13 protein-coding genes are annotated in these 16236 nt (G+C 45.6%); all 13 read left to right on the forward strand.

Going from position 1 to position 16236, the window contains the following annotated elements; all coding sequences use genetic code 11:
* Nucleotides 1-3 precede the first annotated feature (3 nt).
* The 13 genes from AC58QG_RS15260 to AC58QG_RS15320 all read left to right on the forward strand — a co-directional run bounded on the left by AC58QG_RS15260 (nt 4) and on the right by AC58QG_RS15320 (nt 16180).
* On the forward strand, nt 4-987 hold the full coding sequence (locus tag AC58QG_RS15260; protein WP_497362975.1) for an ABC transporter permease: 984 nt from the start codon (nt 4-6) through the stop codon (nt 985-987).
* Nucleotides 988-997: 10 nt separating this feature from the next.
* Nucleotides 998-1873, forward strand: coding sequence for a carbohydrate ABC transporter permease (locus AC58QG_RS15265; protein WP_497362976.1), 876 nt, complete (start codon nt 998-1000; stop codon nt 1871-1873).
* A 62-nt stretch (nt 1874-1935) separates the two neighbouring features.
* Nucleotides 1936-3570, forward strand: coding sequence for an extracellular solute-binding protein (locus AC58QG_RS15270; protein WP_497362977.1), 1635 nt, complete (start codon nt 1936-1938; stop codon nt 3568-3570).
* 83 nt (nt 3571-3653) lie between these two features.
* Complete coding sequence (locus tag AC58QG_RS15275) at nt 3654-5906, forward strand: heparinase II/III family protein (RefSeq protein ID WP_497362978.1); 2253 nt, start codon at nt 3654-3656, stop codon at nt 5904-5906.
* A 416-nt stretch (nt 5907-6322) separates the two neighbouring features.
* Complete coding sequence (locus AC58QG_RS15280) at nt 6323-6529, forward strand: hypothetical protein (RefSeq protein ID WP_497362979.1); 207 nt, start codon at nt 6323-6325, stop codon at nt 6527-6529.
* Between the two features lie 63 nt (nt 6530-6592).
* On the forward strand, nt 6593-7420 hold the full coding sequence (locus AC58QG_RS15285) for an Ig-like domain-containing protein (RefSeq protein ID WP_497362980.1): 828 nt from the start codon (nt 6593-6595) through the stop codon (nt 7418-7420).
* Nucleotides 7407-8024 carry an S-layer homology domain-containing protein gene (locus AC58QG_RS15290; protein ID WP_497362981.1) on the forward strand — a complete coding sequence of 206 codons (618 nt, stop codon included), beginning with the start codon at nt 7407-7409 and terminating at the stop codon, nt 8022-8024. The genes AC58QG_RS15285 and AC58QG_RS15290 overlap by 14 nt, the downstream gene beginning before the upstream one ends.
* Before the next feature lie 172 nt (nt 8025-8196).
* Complete coding sequence (locus tag AC58QG_RS15295) at nt 8197-9990, forward strand: cache domain-containing sensor histidine kinase (protein WP_497362982.1); 1794 nt, start codon at nt 8197-8199, stop codon at nt 9988-9990.
* A complete protein-coding gene (locus tag AC58QG_RS15300; RefSeq protein WP_497362983.1) occupies nt 9968-11566 on the forward strand; it encodes a response regulator in 1599 nt (532 codons plus the stop codon). The genes AC58QG_RS15295 and AC58QG_RS15300 overlap by 23 nt, the downstream gene beginning before the upstream one ends.
* A 277-nt stretch (nt 11567-11843) precedes the next feature.
* The gene (locus AC58QG_RS15305) at nt 11844-13187 is read left to right on the forward strand and encodes an ABC transporter substrate-binding protein (protein WP_497362984.1); all 1344 of its coding nucleotides are present in this window, start codon (nt 11844-11846) and stop codon (nt 13185-13187) included.
* Nucleotides 13188-13278: 91 nt separating this feature from the next.
* A complete protein-coding gene (locus AC58QG_RS15310; RefSeq protein WP_497362985.1) occupies nt 13279-14181 on the forward strand; it encodes a carbohydrate ABC transporter permease in 903 nt (300 codons plus the stop codon).
* Nucleotide 14182: 1 nt separating this feature from the next.
* Nucleotides 14183-15013 (forward strand): carbohydrate ABC transporter permease, encoded by an 831-nt coding sequence (locus AC58QG_RS15315; protein WP_497362986.1) that lies wholly within the window; start codon nt 14183-14185, stop codon nt 15011-15013.
* Nucleotides 15014-15157: 144 nt separating this feature from the next.
* Nucleotides 15158-16180, forward strand: coding sequence for a dienelactone hydrolase family protein (locus AC58QG_RS15320; RefSeq protein ID WP_497362987.1), 1023 nt, complete (start codon nt 15158-15160; stop codon nt 16178-16180).
* Nucleotides 16181-16236: the final 56 nt, after the last annotated feature.

Here is a 16236-nt window from a genome sequence, read left to right on the forward strand (position 1 = left end):
CATTTGAATACATCGCAAACCGAGGCGGGGGCGGGCAGAACATCCTCAGCTAGACTGCAGAAGTCTGAGGGGAACGCAGCATTAGGGATCTCTTCCAGACGCCGCTTTAACATGAACAAACCACTAATCATTATGTTTTTCCCGATTGTTGTCTTCTTCTTACTCTTTAAGTATATCCCCATGCTGGGATTAATTATTGCCTTTAAGGATTACAACTTTACGGATGGCATATGGGGAAGTCCATGGGTGGGGTTTGATAACTACACGTATCTGTTTCAAAATCCCAAGATGTTGGACATAATTAAGAACACATTTATATTAAGTTGTTTAAATGTATTCGTAGGCTTTCCATTCCCGATCATCTTGGCTATTATGCTGAATGAGGTAAGGAGAAGCTGGTTTAAGAAAGGGGTACAGACGCTCGTCTATTTGCCGCATTTCTTCAACTGGGTCATCGTCAGCGGCTTCGTTATTATGATCTTCTCTCAGGAAACGGGCATCGTTAACAAGATTCTCTATTTCTTTACTGGGGACACCTTTCCGTTCCTCCTAAAGGAAAACTCCTGGATCAGCATATTCGTAGGATCCACGATTTGGAAAAGTACAGGCTGGACAGCCATCATCTATTTGGCTGCATTAACCTCTATCGATCCGTCACTGTACGAAGCAGCATGTATGGATGGCGCCAATAAGTGGAAGCAAATATGGCACATTACGCTACCCGGTATTCGTTCTGTTATCGTGCTAATGTTCATTCTATCGATCGGGAACGTCATGGAAGTCGGCTTCGACCAAGTCTACACCTTGCAAAATTCGGCTGTCATCAACATAGCGGAAACCATCAGCACATGGAATTACAAAATGGGTATTGGTTCTGGCCAATTCAGCTACGGGACCGCCTTCGGCTTATTTGAATCTTTGATCGGGCTTGTGCTTGTGCTGATTGCGAATACGGTGGCCCGTAAATATAATCAGGGATTGTGGTAAGGAGGCTGCCATGAAAGCAACGTTTGGAGAAAAAATGTTTTATGCTTTTAACTATGTCATTCTAGCTCTTATTAGTTGCAGCTGTTTGCTTCCTATTATTCATATTTTTGCTCTGTCAGGAAGCGGAGGCGATGCCATTACCTCAGGGAAAGTTGGACTCTGGCCTGTTGACGGAACCTGGGATGCCTACAGTAACTTATTTAAAGGAACTCATGTCGGCACGGCCATTCGAAATAGCTTTATTATTACGATCGTTGGCACTGCCTTAAATTTAATCTTCACTGTATTTGCAGCATATCCGTTGTCGAAGAAATACTTTTATGCTCGGCGTTTTTTTACACTGGCTATTGTATTTACGATGCTGTTTACTGCAGGATTAATTCCCACGTATTTGCTCGTCAAATCCCTTGGTCTGGTAGGCAATTATTGGTCGCTCTGGCTTCCCGGATTAGTAAGTGTCTACAACCTGCTGCTCATGCGGACGTTCTTCGAGAATCTGCCTGAAGAACTGGAGGATTCGGCAAGAATTGACGGCTGCGGGGAGTACCGGCTTATACTCAGCATTGTGATTCCGCTGTCATTGCCGGTCATTGCGACAGTAGGCCTATTTTACGGAGTTGCGCATTGGAATGCATTTTTCAACGTGCTGATCTATATTAACGACAGCACGAAACATAACCTATCCGTTCTGGTTCAAAATATGATTCGCAGCCAATCCTTAATGGCTGAGATGAGCCAGTTGAATCCCGAGGAATTCACGAAGCTGACCCCGGAATCGATCAAATCCGCTGGTATCGTGATCATGACGCTGCCGATGCTGATTGTGTATCCGTTCCTTCAGAGATACTTTGTTAAGGGGGCGTTAATTGGATCGGTCAAAGGGTAAGGACTTGCGCTTTTGTTTGATGGTAAGACGATCAAATTTGACTTTGTTCTGGAGGGGTATACATGACAAACAAAAAGAAGTTTAACAAGGCGATCATTTCCACAACCGTAGCAATGCTGACAGTAGGGACCGTCTTGGCAGGTTGCGGAAGCGACGAGAAGAAGCCGGCAGCAGAAACGAGCAGTGCACAGCCGGTGCCAGAAAAACGCGGAAGCTTGTCCGTCACCATCTACGATCGGGGGAAAGTTCCCGCAGAAGAAGGCACGTATGCGGACAATCGCTGGACAAAATGGGTGAATAAGAATGGTCCCGTAGACGTGAAGTATGTGCCGATTCCACGGAATGAATCCCAGCAAAAGCTGAGCACCTTGTTTGCGGCAGGCGAAGCACCTGACCTTATTCTCGAATTCGACGGAGCGTATCGTAACCAGCTATGGGCCCAAAAGCAGCTCATGCCGCTCGATGACGTCATTAACAAATACAGCAAGGATTATAAAGCGCTCCTAGAGAAGTATCCGGCACTCAAAAAGCTGGGTATGAAGCCAGATGGCAAGATCTATGAAGTGGGAACTGTGATGAAAACAGAAGTTCTTGGCACCATGGTAATCCGTAAGGATTGGCTGGATAAGCTGGGGATGAAGGTTCCGACTACGATGGAAGAACTGTATGCCGTGGCAGATGCATTTGCCAATAAAGACCCTGACGGCAACGGCAAGAAAGATACGTTCGGTATCAACTTGAGCCAATTTGCATCCTTCTACATTGATGCGATGTTCCAGAATGAAATGTTGATCGTTGATAAGGGCGAACTCATTCGTCAATTCGATCGGATTAAGCCGGCAGCGGAATTCAAGAAGAAGCTGTTCGAAAACGGTATCGTCGATAAGGACTTCTTGACTGACAAGAACGGACAGAAAGCCGATCAGGATTTCGTCAACAGCAAGCTCGGCATCTATTTGGGCTATAAAACGGTATTAAACAAAAATTTCGATACGCTGAAGAAAAACAATCCGAATGCAGTTATTGTTCCGATGGCGTTCCCGAAATCCCAATTCGGTCAGTTCGGCCCAGACTTTAACCCACCGATTTCGACAATCGGTGTCGTGAGTGCCAAAGCGAAGGATCCGGCGGCAGTGGCGAAATACATCGACTTTATGATCAAGCCTTCGACTGTGGAATACTTTGAGTTCGGTGAAGACGGCGTTCATACGAAGCTGGATGCTAATGGCGTACGTCAGCCGATCGATCGCGACAAGAATACGAAGGAAAAAGACTATAACGGTGACTACAAAATGGTCATGTCCAAGTACTTCCTGAATACGGGTGCCATCGACGGACGTGCAACAAGCTCGACTAATCCAATTGATCAAGAGTGGATCAAGATTGCACAGGAGATGGATAAATTGTACCTAGATCCGACTCACCCGCATCCTGGCTTTACGCAGTCGAAGCTGAGACCGGCACTGGAGAAGGATTTGCAGACGACGTTTGACAACGGATGGAACTACATGAACGACATGGTAAACAAAACGATCGTCAGCGGCAGCTCTTATACAGTTGACCAAGCAGTGAAGGATATTCAAGATTCATGGGATAAATCCGGCGGCAAGAAGCTGGAGGAATGGTACAAGAACTGGTACAAGGAAAACAAAGATAAGTGGATCTTTATGGATGAGTTGTACAAAATGAAGTTCTAAACCGAATGGAAACAGCGGGAAATTTCGGATTCGGAATTTCCCGCTGTTTTGTTTGAGGTCATTATCGCAGAGGAGGGAACAGCATGAAGCTTTTTGATGATCAGGCAATAGCGAGAATGAAGCATAATGTGACGGGGGACCAGCAGCTAGTGCAGGATGGCTGGCATAAATTTGCTGAAAGAATGAAGGGGATCGACGCCCGTTCTATACAAGCGACCAAGGACGAGATGCTGGAATTGCGCCAGCGTTTCGAACAATACGGGGGGAACAAACGGTTCTCTTTGGGGAATTTCGTTAGAGAGCAGGCTAAGCTAGTGGCAGAACTGGCGTTCTACAGCCGATTGAATGACAAGAAGGAATATGCAGGCTATGCGGCCGAACTGATGGAGGCTATTTGTCTGGAACCGACTTGGGTTTATCAGTATACAGCACCCCAACAATCGGATCTTTGGACAGCCGATATCGGCCTCAACCTGGCGATTGCTCTCGAATTGATTCAGAACGAGATCACTGAAAATGACCGTATGCGGTGGTCGGATGCCTTGTATAGGAAAGCTTTTCTGCCGATATATGAAGATTGGCTTCACCCGGTGAAGAAGCTTCACGCTTTGGATACGATGGGGCATAACTGGTGGAGCGTCTGTGTTTGCGCAGCCGGCTTCATCCTGCTTTCCCTCGGTAGAGATCGCAATGATTACGAGCCATGTTTGCATACGATTGTGGAAGGCATGGTCGAATGGTTTGCATATCCCGGTAGTTTGCTGCAGAACAAACATGCTAACTTTGGAGACGATGGCGATTACCTCGAATCAATTGGCTATCTGGATTACTCATTGGCCAATTTCAGCCTGTTCGAAATGTACTATAGGAAGTTGAACGGGGATACGAGGCTGATGGATCTTCCAGTGATACAGAAGATTCCAGATATGTATCTGTCAACGCTCTATCCGACAAAGGAAGGGCACAAAGGCCTCAACTTCGGGGATGTCGGCATGCGACAGAACGTATCATTTGTCTGGCTCTACTTGGCAGGGATTTCGGGGCGACGTGATATGATCGATTATTATCAAGCGATGGATGGGGTACGGGGAAATCCGCTGGACCTGTTATTCTATCCGGAGGACCTCTCACCGCAAGGTTTTATGCAACCGCAGCAGGAGATGATCTTCCGTCATACGGGGTATGCTGTCATCCGTACAGGCAATGGTCCGGAACAGACGGTCTTTGCTATAAAAACAGGAGAAAGTTGGAATCATAACCACCTGGATGTGGGGACGTTTATTCTCAGCTCAGGCGGTACCGAGTTCGTCTCTGATTCGGGTATGTGTCCGTATTCCAAGCCGTTGTATAACGAGTATTATCGGGCATCTGTGGGACATAATGTTATTCTGCTGGATGGCCGTGGTCAACGTAGTGAAATGATGGAGTACGGCAGCAAATTTATGGGTACCATTCCAGTTCATATAAGCGCTCGAGATTATACGTATGTATTAGCAGATTGCACGGGACCTTACGCCGATGTGTATCAGCGCTTCTATCGCCATGTACTGTTTGTCGGCGGCCTCATTGTGATGGTAGACGATGTCTTCGCAGGCGAAGAGGGAACGTTCGAATGGCTGCTGCACATTCAAGGAGATTCTCGCTTGGAGGCAGAGCGTCTAGTTGTCAGCAACGAAGGACGGGAATTGACGGTGCATACCCTGTATCCAGAGCAGAAGTCCTATGTGAGGGAACGGGGATACTTGCACGCCAAGAAGGATAAACCCGGCGAAGAGGATACGTTTCCTGAAGGACAGTATTGGAAAATCTGCGCTGCATCGCCGGAGGGTGACCGCAGGATAAAGTATATGACGGTATTCGAGGTTGACCGGCAGCAAGGAGACGAACGTACCGAGATCACACGGATCGAAACCGGAGAAGCCCATGTGCTGGGTATGCGCATTCGTCAAAGCGGTGCGGTTATGGAACTGTACTGCAACCTGCTGGCAGATGGCAGGCTCATGCACAAGAATTCGAATGCGAGCTTCAATAACATTGAAACCGATGCCTTGCTAACCGTTGTGACTTTGTCTGATGACGGTCAAGTGCTTAGGGCGGGTATGCACCATGGAAGCTATCTTAAGCACGACGGGAAAAGCTTGTATAGTACGCTGCTTAAGGGAGATGCGGTTCTGGATTACTCCAAGGGTTTGGAATTTCACGGACATGCAGGCGCTGATTTTTGGGCCAATTTCCAGCATGACGGATGTACAGATCCCGAAGCCATATACGACCCGTCTACGGGTATGTGGAAGAAGAAGCTCTGTAAGGGAAACAATCATTTTCAATGGAGATAGGTTATATGTGCTTATAAAGCCAACACCCATTCACTAATGGAAAAGTTGGACTTTGAGCACATTATACGTATACTCACTTTGATAATTTTAGTTTTACACATTAATTTAGGTATCCCTAATCGGTCGATTGCTGTGCCGATTAGGGCCAAGCAGGCCAAGCCTCATACCCGCTCTTGTCGATATTGCTTAGGTGTCATACCGGTATTTTTACGGAAAATTTTAAACATGAAGATCTGTCGGGCACTTGGACAAATCTGGATGTTTTTGATGTCATTTTTGACCAAAGAAGTGCCTAAAAAAGTTAATCTGTGTACATTCTCAGTTTCTCCGTGCACATCTTTGGAAAATAGGCATGTTACAATGAAAGCGTAAACAAAGTGAGATGACATCACAATCAAGGAAGGAACTGGAAGATAATGAATGTAAAACTATCCGCTTATATGGTTTGGAATATCCAGAAAATCACAAAAGTGAAACCATGGAAATTGATAAGCATGTCCAACAAAATACTTGCACTACTAACAGTGAGCGAGCGAGCAAAGTCGCCGCATGAATATGCATCGGCGCTCCAGAGAAATGGGGTTAATCGGACAATGTTCTTGTCATCCGACAATTATTATTAACCTTATACAATAAGGGGTTATTCTAATATTCAGACATATGTATAAAATTCGAGTTTTGTGCATATGTCTACATGCACGGCAATTGCGCGACTCTACAAGCAGGGTCAGCAGCAACTAACAGCCACCGTGTTGCCTGCTAATGCAACGAATAAAGCAGTAACTTGGTCCTCTAGCGCTTCAACGGTAGCCACAGTGGATGCAACGGGAAAAGTAACGGCAGTTGCAGCGGGAAATGCATCAATTACAGCAACAACTGTGTATGGCGATAAGGCGGCTAGTGCAACTATTAATGTCTCAAATGACACAAATCCAGGCACAGGTGACACACCGCCCCCTGAAGATCCAACGGCTACGGTCATTCAAAACAAAGTAACATTAGAAGCAAAGCTAGATGAGCAAGGTAAAGCTTCGGTTACCATTAAAACAGATGATTTGGCCAAAGCCATCCAAAACACGACTAACAGTCAAGTTATCATCGATGTTAATCCGCAAGGTGATGCGAAGGGTGTCCAAGTCGAAATTCAAGTAGACCAATTACTTGCCGCAGGTAACAAGAAAGTCGACGAGCTTAAAGTGGATACTGGATTGGCCTCTATTACCGTGGCTACCAAATTGTTGGATAAAGAAGACGCTTCAAAAATTCAGCTATCGGTCGTTCAAGTGGATAAAGGTTCGCTGTCCGGGGCACAACAGCAACAAGTGGGACAGGACACGAAGATATACGATTTTAACTTATTCGTAGATGGACAGCGGGTCAGCAACTTCTCAGGTCATGAAGTAAAGGTTGAAATTCCTTATACACTGAAGCCAGGCGAGAAGCCGAATCAAGTCGTCTTATATTACCTTACGGATGACGGAAAACTGGAAATCGTGAAAAATGGTAAAATTTAATAGCGACACCGGCATGGTCGAATTTTATCCGAAGCATTTCAGCAAATATATGGCGGCCTATACCAGCGTTACCTTCCTTGATTTAACGAGCGTTGCCTGGGCGCAGGATGCCATTCAAGGGCTCGCAGCCAGAGGGGTTGTGCAGGGCGTAGGCGAGAACCGCTTCAATCCCGAAGGAAACGTGACACGGGCCGAATTTATTGCCATGCTGGTTAACGCTTTTAATTTGAGCGATACAACCGCATCTATCACTAGCACGGATGTTCATCCTGGGGATTGGTATTATAGTGCGATCGCCAGCGCTTCTAAGCTGGGTATTGTGCAAGGCCAATCCGAAACGATGTTCGGAGCAAATGAGCGCATTTCCCGCCAAGATATGGCGGTCATGGTGTATCGTGCGCTCCAAGTGTTAGATCAAATGCCTGCAACAAGCATCCAACCTGCCGCTTTTACCGATCAAGCGGAGATCCGTGCCTATGCGCAGGAAGCCGTTGCCGCTATGCAGCAATCTGGTCTCATTCAAGGCATGGAGAACGGCAAGTTTGCTCCTGGAGCATCAACGACCAGAGCGCAGGCAGCGACTTTGATTTATCGGTTATTTTAAAGGTGTGTCATGTTTGAATAACGGTTTCGTCCGATAGCGCCACCCACTCGGGTGGCGTTTTTTGTATATGTCTTAAAAAAGTGCACTTCCACATTAAATTTCATCGGTAGTATCGCTTGGAATTCTGTTAAAATAGACTTATTCTAAAACGAAAGCATGAGGCGGTTCACAGATGGCATCGAACCCTTTTCGGCTGCACAAAAGCATTTTTGCCAAATTTACACTCTCTTTCATTTCGGTAGGTCTTATCCCGCTGCTCATTCTCAGTTATATATCACTGCAGACGTTCAGTGGCTTTATGGAGCGTTATGCGACGAACAACTATGAGCAAATGCTGCTGTTTGCGAGCCGAAATGTGGACGATATGTTCGTCAAATACAACAATATTTCTAAACTCATGTACTCCTACGGAGTTGGCGGTCTCTATGGTCAGTTGGGACAAGCGATTGCAGCGCAAAGCAAGGAAAAAGACATCCGTTTGATGATGACGATCAACGATTTCTTGCAAACGGTGTTATATACAGAACGTAACCTGCAAAGTGTCTTTTTTGTATTGCCAGACGGAACTTTTCAAAGCTTATCGAAGAACAACGTTGCATTGGATTACCAGTATCAATATCCAAGGGTTGAATGGAAAGAGCAGATGAAGCTCAATCGTAACGGTCTTAGCTTTTTTCCGACACATAAGCAGGATTATTTTCTTGGGGCAACGGATCAAGTAATGACGTTTGGCCGCAATCTAACTGATGTCTTAGGATCATCTAAGGTCGAAGGCGAGACTGTCGGGAGCTTTTATATGGACGTAGGGCTTGACGTGTTTAATGAGATTTTTAAGCAAATGATTCTGAATAAGCAGGATACCGTCTATGTCGTTGATAAACAGGGGATTATTTTGTATAGCAATCAGATAGAGCTAATCGGAACTGTTTTTCACGCCAATACATCGGATGATTTCTTGCATCTACAACAGGAAACAGCTGAGAATAGCATCCAAATTGTCGGTGAGTTTTATAAAAAAGAACTGTTTCTCAAAGTCGAGCAACTCATTAGGACGATTACGATCGTCATTGGCATGTGTATGCTTTCGTTGATTGTGGTAGCGGTCTGGTTCTCCAATCGCTTCTCCAACCCGATTCGCAGCATTACGAGAGAAATGGCGAAAGTGGAGTCTGGCAATTTCGATACGCAGGTGACCGTCAGGACAGCGGATGAGCTGGGGCTTTTGTCGCATGGTTTTAATAAAATGGTGGGGCGGCTAAAGGAATACATTGACGTTGTGTATGTTGCTCAGATTAAACTAAAGCAAGCTGAGCTGAACGCTCTGAAAAGTCAGATCAGACCGCATTATTTGTACAATACGCTTGAAGTGATTCGGATGAGCGCCGTTGCGGAAGATGCGAATGAGGTGGGCGACATGATTTTGTCGTTATCGCATCAGCTCAAGTATGTCCTCGATTACGGCGAAGAAACCGTTGCAATCCGGGCTGAGAAAGCGAATGTGGAGCAATATTTTCAATTGATGGTCATCAGGTACGGCGAGCATAGGCTAGGCCTTGACTTCCGGTTCGATGCGGACTTAATGGACTGTGAAATTCCGAAGCTGTCGTTGCAGCCGATCGTCGAAAACGCCATTTATCATGGCATTATGCCGAAGCCAGGGAAAGGCACAATTCGCATTTCGATTGAAAAGCTGCCGGATAAACGGCTTAGTGTCACGGTGGACGACGACGGTGTAGGAATGAGCGAGGATACGCTTGAACTTGTTCGTCAGAAGTTGGCTAAGGGCAGCTCGCTGGATACGGGCAGCAGTATCGGGCTTATTAATGTCCATGAGCGCATTGTGGCGCTGTATGGGCAAGGTTTTGGTGTAGAGATTAATAGCAGTCAACATATTGGAACTACCGTCCGTCTTGTCATTCCTTTAACGAAAGAGGTGAGCGTCCGTGTTGAACACCATTCTAGCTGATGATGAACCGATCATTATCAAAGGGTTAAAAAAGCTCATTCCGTGGGAAGAGCTCGGCATTGAAATCGTTGGTGAGGCGATGACAGGTAGAGGTTTGATGGAGCAAATTGAACTCAAGCAGCCAGATCTCGTCATCACGGATATTAGTATGCCGGATGGCTCAGGCATCGATGTCATTAAAGAAGTACAACGGCGGCAGCTGCGGACGAAAATTATTTTCATCAGCGCGTATCAGGAGTTCTCTTATGCGAAGGACGCGCTAGCGTTCGGTGCGGTCGATTATTTAGTGAAGCCGATTGAGAAAAGGCTGCTGCTCGAGGCGGTGAGCAAAGCTATGACACAGCTGCAGGAAGCGAATGAAGATCAATCCTCCAAAGGTAAGCTGGCCGTTTATGAACAAAAGGATAAGAAGACGCAGCTCGAGGAGCTATTCGATAGGCTCACCCAAGGGGATATTCGGTGGGAGGAAGCGGAGCGTAAGCTTCAGGGGTTGAAGATGCAGTTTACAGGCTCGTGTTTCAGCGTGCTGTATGTGGAGTTGGAACATTTGCAGCTTCAGGACGGCAGGTGGGGGGAGCATGAGAAGCGTCTGTTAGTGTTTGCGGTCTCCAATCTGGCGGACGAGCTGATCCATCTTTATGGCAGTGGTCTTGTCATTCGAAAAGGCGAAAATTTATGCGTCATCGTGACCCACATGCGTGTAGAGGATGATTTGCAGCGTCTCGCGAGCGAAATGCGGGATAAGATTTTATTTTATCTTAAAATACATGTGACGATCTGTATCGGTATGCCGGCACTTAGCCTTCAGGACATTAAGCTGTCCTATAACTCGGCTGTTGAGACGATGAACTATAGCTATTTTGAAAAGGAAGGGACGATTCTGTCCTGGTCACAGACTGAACGGCGTGGCAGTTCAGATCATCTCTTGGCAGATGCCAAACAGTCCGTGATTAAAGCGGTCATTGCCAAGGATAAGCAGCTGGTGCAGGAGCTGTTGGGAAGCTTCTTTGAGCATGCAGCAAACAACGCCAATGGTCGCAAAGAATCGGCGGTTTTAATCGTATATACCATGCTGACGGACTTAATGGAGGAGATGTCGGCTGTTGGGATTGACCTTCAGGTGTCGGCGGAGCAGCGGAAAGACTGGCAACAGCGGATGCATCAATTTTACCGTTTTAGTGATCTTACTGATTTCATAACGGTTCGTATTTTGGACATACTGGAACAAGTAAGCACCGCAGGCGGCAGCCGCGAAGCGCAGCAAATGAAGATTATTAAGGAATACATTGAGGAGCACTATAGCGAAAATATAACGCTGGAAAGCATGGCTTCCCAAGTGTTTATGAATCCGTATTATTTTAGCAGTTTCTTTAAGAAGCACACGCACGAGAACTTTAAGCAGTACGTCACGAACATCCGAATGAAAAATGCAGTCCGACTGCTCTTGCAAACGGATTTGCTCGTTTACGAAATTGCTGAGCAGGTTGGCTATCATAATCCACGGCAATTCAGCGATATGTTTAAGAAAAGCTATGGCAAGCTTCCGCAAGAATATAAGAGTCAAATCAAAGGGTAAATCGTCGGAAATTCTGTTTTTCTGGGGACAGCTTCTGCTTAGCTTCGATTCGAAGCGTTGGCGGAAGCTGTTTTTCAGTTGGATTATCACCATAGCATCCGTTTTCACTTTCTTAAATTCATGCATATCGAGCTTAAAAAACTTCATTCTAAACGATTTGGGCGTATGTTAGTCTTAAATCAAGGAACAGAACAGCAGCTGATGAGATAAAGCCCAAAAGCACACAGCTCGAGTCGTTCACAAGAAGCTACATACTAAAGGGAGGTTACTTTCAACCATGGTTAAAACTTTTTCCAAAGTACTCGTAGGATCGACAGCATTAGCACTCATTTTGGCAGGCTGCGGTAACAACAGTGATTCCGCAACTACAACTTCAAGCGCTGCTCCGGCAGGTACAGCTGCAGCGACTACGGCTCCGAAGAAAGACATAACATTTAGCGTCATTTATGCAACAGGTGACCCAGCGACCAAACAAGCGGTTGTAGATTCCATTGCTGCTTACACGAAAGCGAACCCGAACGTTAAAATCAAAGATTTGAGTGAAACAACGACAGCTGCTTACCTAGACTTTTTGAAAACCAAAGATGCTGTCGGTGAATTCCCTGATCTTGTTGAAATGCGTGATACACAATTATTCGCAGACGCTGGCAAGTTGGCTGAACTTCCAAAAGATCTACAGGGATTGTTTGAAAGCGTGCCACAAGTTAATGGCAAAGTATACAATGCACCAATCTCGCTACCTGCACCGCAAGGGATTATTTACAGCAAGAAAGCTTACGCAGATGCAGGCATAACAGAAGAACCTAAAACATATGCAGATTTCATCGCAGCTCAAGAAAAACTGAAAGCAAAAGGCATTTCACCTATCGTAGTCGGCGGTAAAGATATCTTCCACTGGGGTTTCTGGGTCAATAAATTCTTGATCGACGAAGTATTCGTGGGTGATGCAGATTGGAACTCCAAGCGTTCCGAAGGCAAAGTCAGCTTTACAGATGCTGGTCCTGCGAAAGCGATGCAACTGATGACAGATCTGTTTACCAAAGGTTACGTGGATAAAGGTTACATGAGTACGGCTGATAATCAAACGGCTTCCATGCTCGTAACAGGTAAAGCAGCAAGCTTATACTCCGGTCCTTGGATGTTCCCAACGATCGCACAAGCGGATCCGAAATTTGATTTCGGCTGGTATCCAGTCCCGGATCAAAAAGGTGTAGTAAACGTTGTAGGTCTTGCTCAACCAGCAGGCTGGGCTTTATCAGCTAATGCAGCGAAAGATGCCGACAAAACAGCTGCGATCTCGGATTTCATCAAATTCTTCTTCAGCAAAGAGCAATATCCGAAATACTTGAAAGTGGCAAGTGCAATTCCATCTACGAAAGAAAAAATGACATATGAAGCTTCACCACAATTGCAAGAAGTTCTAACAATGATGGCGGATCCGAATGTTAAAAAATCGCTTCAAATCAACAACTTCTGGGGAGCTAACCAAATCCCGCCGCAATTCCGTAACTGGTTCTACAAATCCGTTCAAGATTGGCTAGTAAAAGGTGATTTCAGTGCTGATTACTTGAAAAAAGCGGATGCAGAGTGGGACACTGAAGTGAAGGCAATGAAAAAATAAGAAATAAAAGGGCTGCAAACGGAGAACCTCTGCGTCACTTGCGGAGGTTTTCCTGCTACTGCCTTCAAAATCCAATAGGAGGCATAAGAGAATGAACACCATACAGCCTATTAAGAGAAAAAGAAAATGGCTAACCTTTTCCGTCGTGTTTCTTATTCCTGCTCTGATTCTCTACACCTTGTTCGTCATGGTACCGACAGCGAGCAGTATCTACCTCAGCTTTACTTCCTGGGATGGCGTTAGTCCAGATATTCGCTTTATTGGCTTTGATAACTTCGTAGAGATGTGGCACAGCGAGCGCGTGCATAATGCGTTGAAAAATACGTTAATTTTATCCGTAGTCTTAGTTATTATTGAAAATGCCGTTGCCCTGCTACTGGCGATGCTGGTAGATCAGGTGAAATGGTTCCGCAACTTGTTTCGCAGCATTTTTTACTTCCCGACGCTTCTCAGCGGGATTGTTATGGGATTTGTATGGACGATTATTCTGAATTACAACTTCGGTGTTGTTACGCAATTGCTTGATAAGTTGCATCTTACTTTCTTGAGCGTCGATTGGCTTGGAAATCCGGATTACGCATTGATTGCTATCATTTTTGCAACTGTATGGAAAGGTGCCGGCTATTATATGATTATTTATTTGGCTGGTCTGCAAGGCATTCCGCCAGAATTGTCGGAAGCCGCAAGTATTGATGGAGCGAACCGCTGGCAGCAATTTCGCCACATCACGTTCCCTTTGCTGGCAGGAGCCTTTACGGTGTGCATGATGTTGTCGATGATTGCGTCCCTCAAAATATTCGATCAGATTGCCGTCATGACGGACGGTGGGCCTGGTTTTGCTACAGAAACACTGACTTACATTATTTATAAAGTCGGGTTTGGCGAGCTGCGGCAAGGCTTTGGTACGGCGCTATCGCTTGTCCTCTTTATCCTGATCCTAATCGTATCACTGATTCAAATTAAGCTGCTTCGCAGCAGGGAGGTGCAGTTATAAGATGAGAAAACAGAAAAGCATACTGGAGATTCTCCTCTTTGTCCTGACGCTTGTCCTTGCCATTATCTTCTTCTTCCCGATTTACTTCAGCTTAATTTCCGCTTTTAAAAGTAACGGTGCGATTATGCGGGATGCGATCTCATTCCCAACTAGTTGGTACGTGGACAGCTTCGTCTATCTGTGGACCAAAACGGATTTCCCAAGAGCTATGGTCAACTCGATCATTTTAACGGTTAGCTCGATTATCTTGATGATTGCCATCATCCCAATGGCCGCTTACGCAATAGAGCGGACGAATAAGAGATGGACAAATTTGGTGTATGTCTACTTCCTAGCCGGCATGATGATCCCATTTCAAGTCTATATGATTCCGCTGTTCAAAGAGATGAAAATGATGGGCTTCTACGGCAGCTTGAGTGGGCCGATTCTTATCTACATCTCCGGTTCGGTAGGATTCGGCGTGCTGCTTTATACAAGCTTTCTCAAAGGGGTGCCGCGTGAAATTGAGGAAGCAGCTGAAATCGACGGCTGCTCCAAATACGGCATTTTCTGGCGGATCGTATTCCCGTTGCTTGGGCCGTGTACAGCGAGCTTGGTTGTGCTGAACGGTCTCGGCATTTGGAACGACTTCTTAATGCCAAGTTTGGTACTGCCTTCGGATAAACCTAAAACGATGATCGTCGAAATTTTCGGCTTCGTCGGTGAATATGCTTCCCAGTGGGATATGGTATTCGCAGGTACCGCAATTTCAATTATCCCTGTTTTGATCGCATTCATCGCGTTGCAAAAGTATTTTGTCAAAGGGATTGCAGCAGGTGCAACCAAGGGTTAATTGTGTTTTCATACCGTTCAATTAGCTCCTGATAACTAAAAAAGCAGTCAAGAGGATATGCCTCAATGACTGCTTTTTTATCATTAAGTTTACTTGAGTGTTTGACTATTAAAGATTATAGAGTTTTGTGAGGAGGATGTGCTTTTGTGGTATCCAGATCATTTTCTTGCATCCGAATATGAAAAATCAAGGATGAACCAAGAGCAAAATCGTAATAGGCAACCGGCCGATCGGAAAGCACATTTAAAAGAAGTATTAGTGCAGTCCATCGGTACTTTCGAGAAGAAGGGAAATCATACGCCACAGCTTTTGGAGGAAACGGACTGTGGCACTTATATAAGAAAGCGGGTAGAACTATCTGCCACGCCAGGATTAACTTTTCCTGCTTATGTATTAGTACCTAAAGGATTTGGGAAGACCAAACTGCCAGGTGTAATGGCCGTTCACGGTCACGGATATGGAAGTAGACAAATTCTGGGGATGCATCCAGACGGCTCGTGGGATGAAGGTCAGCCTGGCATTTATCATAACTTTGCCCTCGAATTGGTTCATCGTGGCATGGTCGTAATTGCACCAGATGTCGTTGGATTCGGTGAGAGAAGGTTACAGTCGGACTTAAAGGAAGATCCTAACGCTCCTAGCTCTTGTTATACGATGGCTGCACAATTGTTAATGGTTGGTAAGACGTTGACAGGGCTCCGTATTCAAGAGGCTTTATGTACACTAGATTACTTTAGTGATTTGGAGGAAGTAGATCGAGAACATATCGGAATCATGGGTTTCTCAGGAGGCAGTTTGATAGCTTTCATTGCCTCTGTCTTAGACGAACGGTTACGAGCAACCGTGCTGGCAGGCTTCCCGAATACATTCAAGGAAAGTATTCTTGCGGTTCACCATTGTCTGTGTAACTATACACCAGGCATTCTGAATCATGCCGAGTTACCGGAGCTGATTAGCTTAATTGCGCCTAGACCACTGTTTCTGGAGTCGGGGTTGGATGATCCCATTTTTCCCAAAGAAGGGTTTATACAAGCAGTCGAAGCGATTCAAGCTACTTATACGAGTGTTGGAAAGCCGGATCATTTGGCAACAGATCTTTTTCCTGGTGCTCATGAGATTAGCGGGAGACTGTCTTACGATTGGATGTATGGAAAGCTAACAGAATAAGTCTTGGATATTGCTAAAAAAACCGCATATTTTGCATAAAAAACTGTACATGACCT

The sequence above is a fragment of the Paenibacillus sp. J22P169 genome (assembly GCF_059691995.1).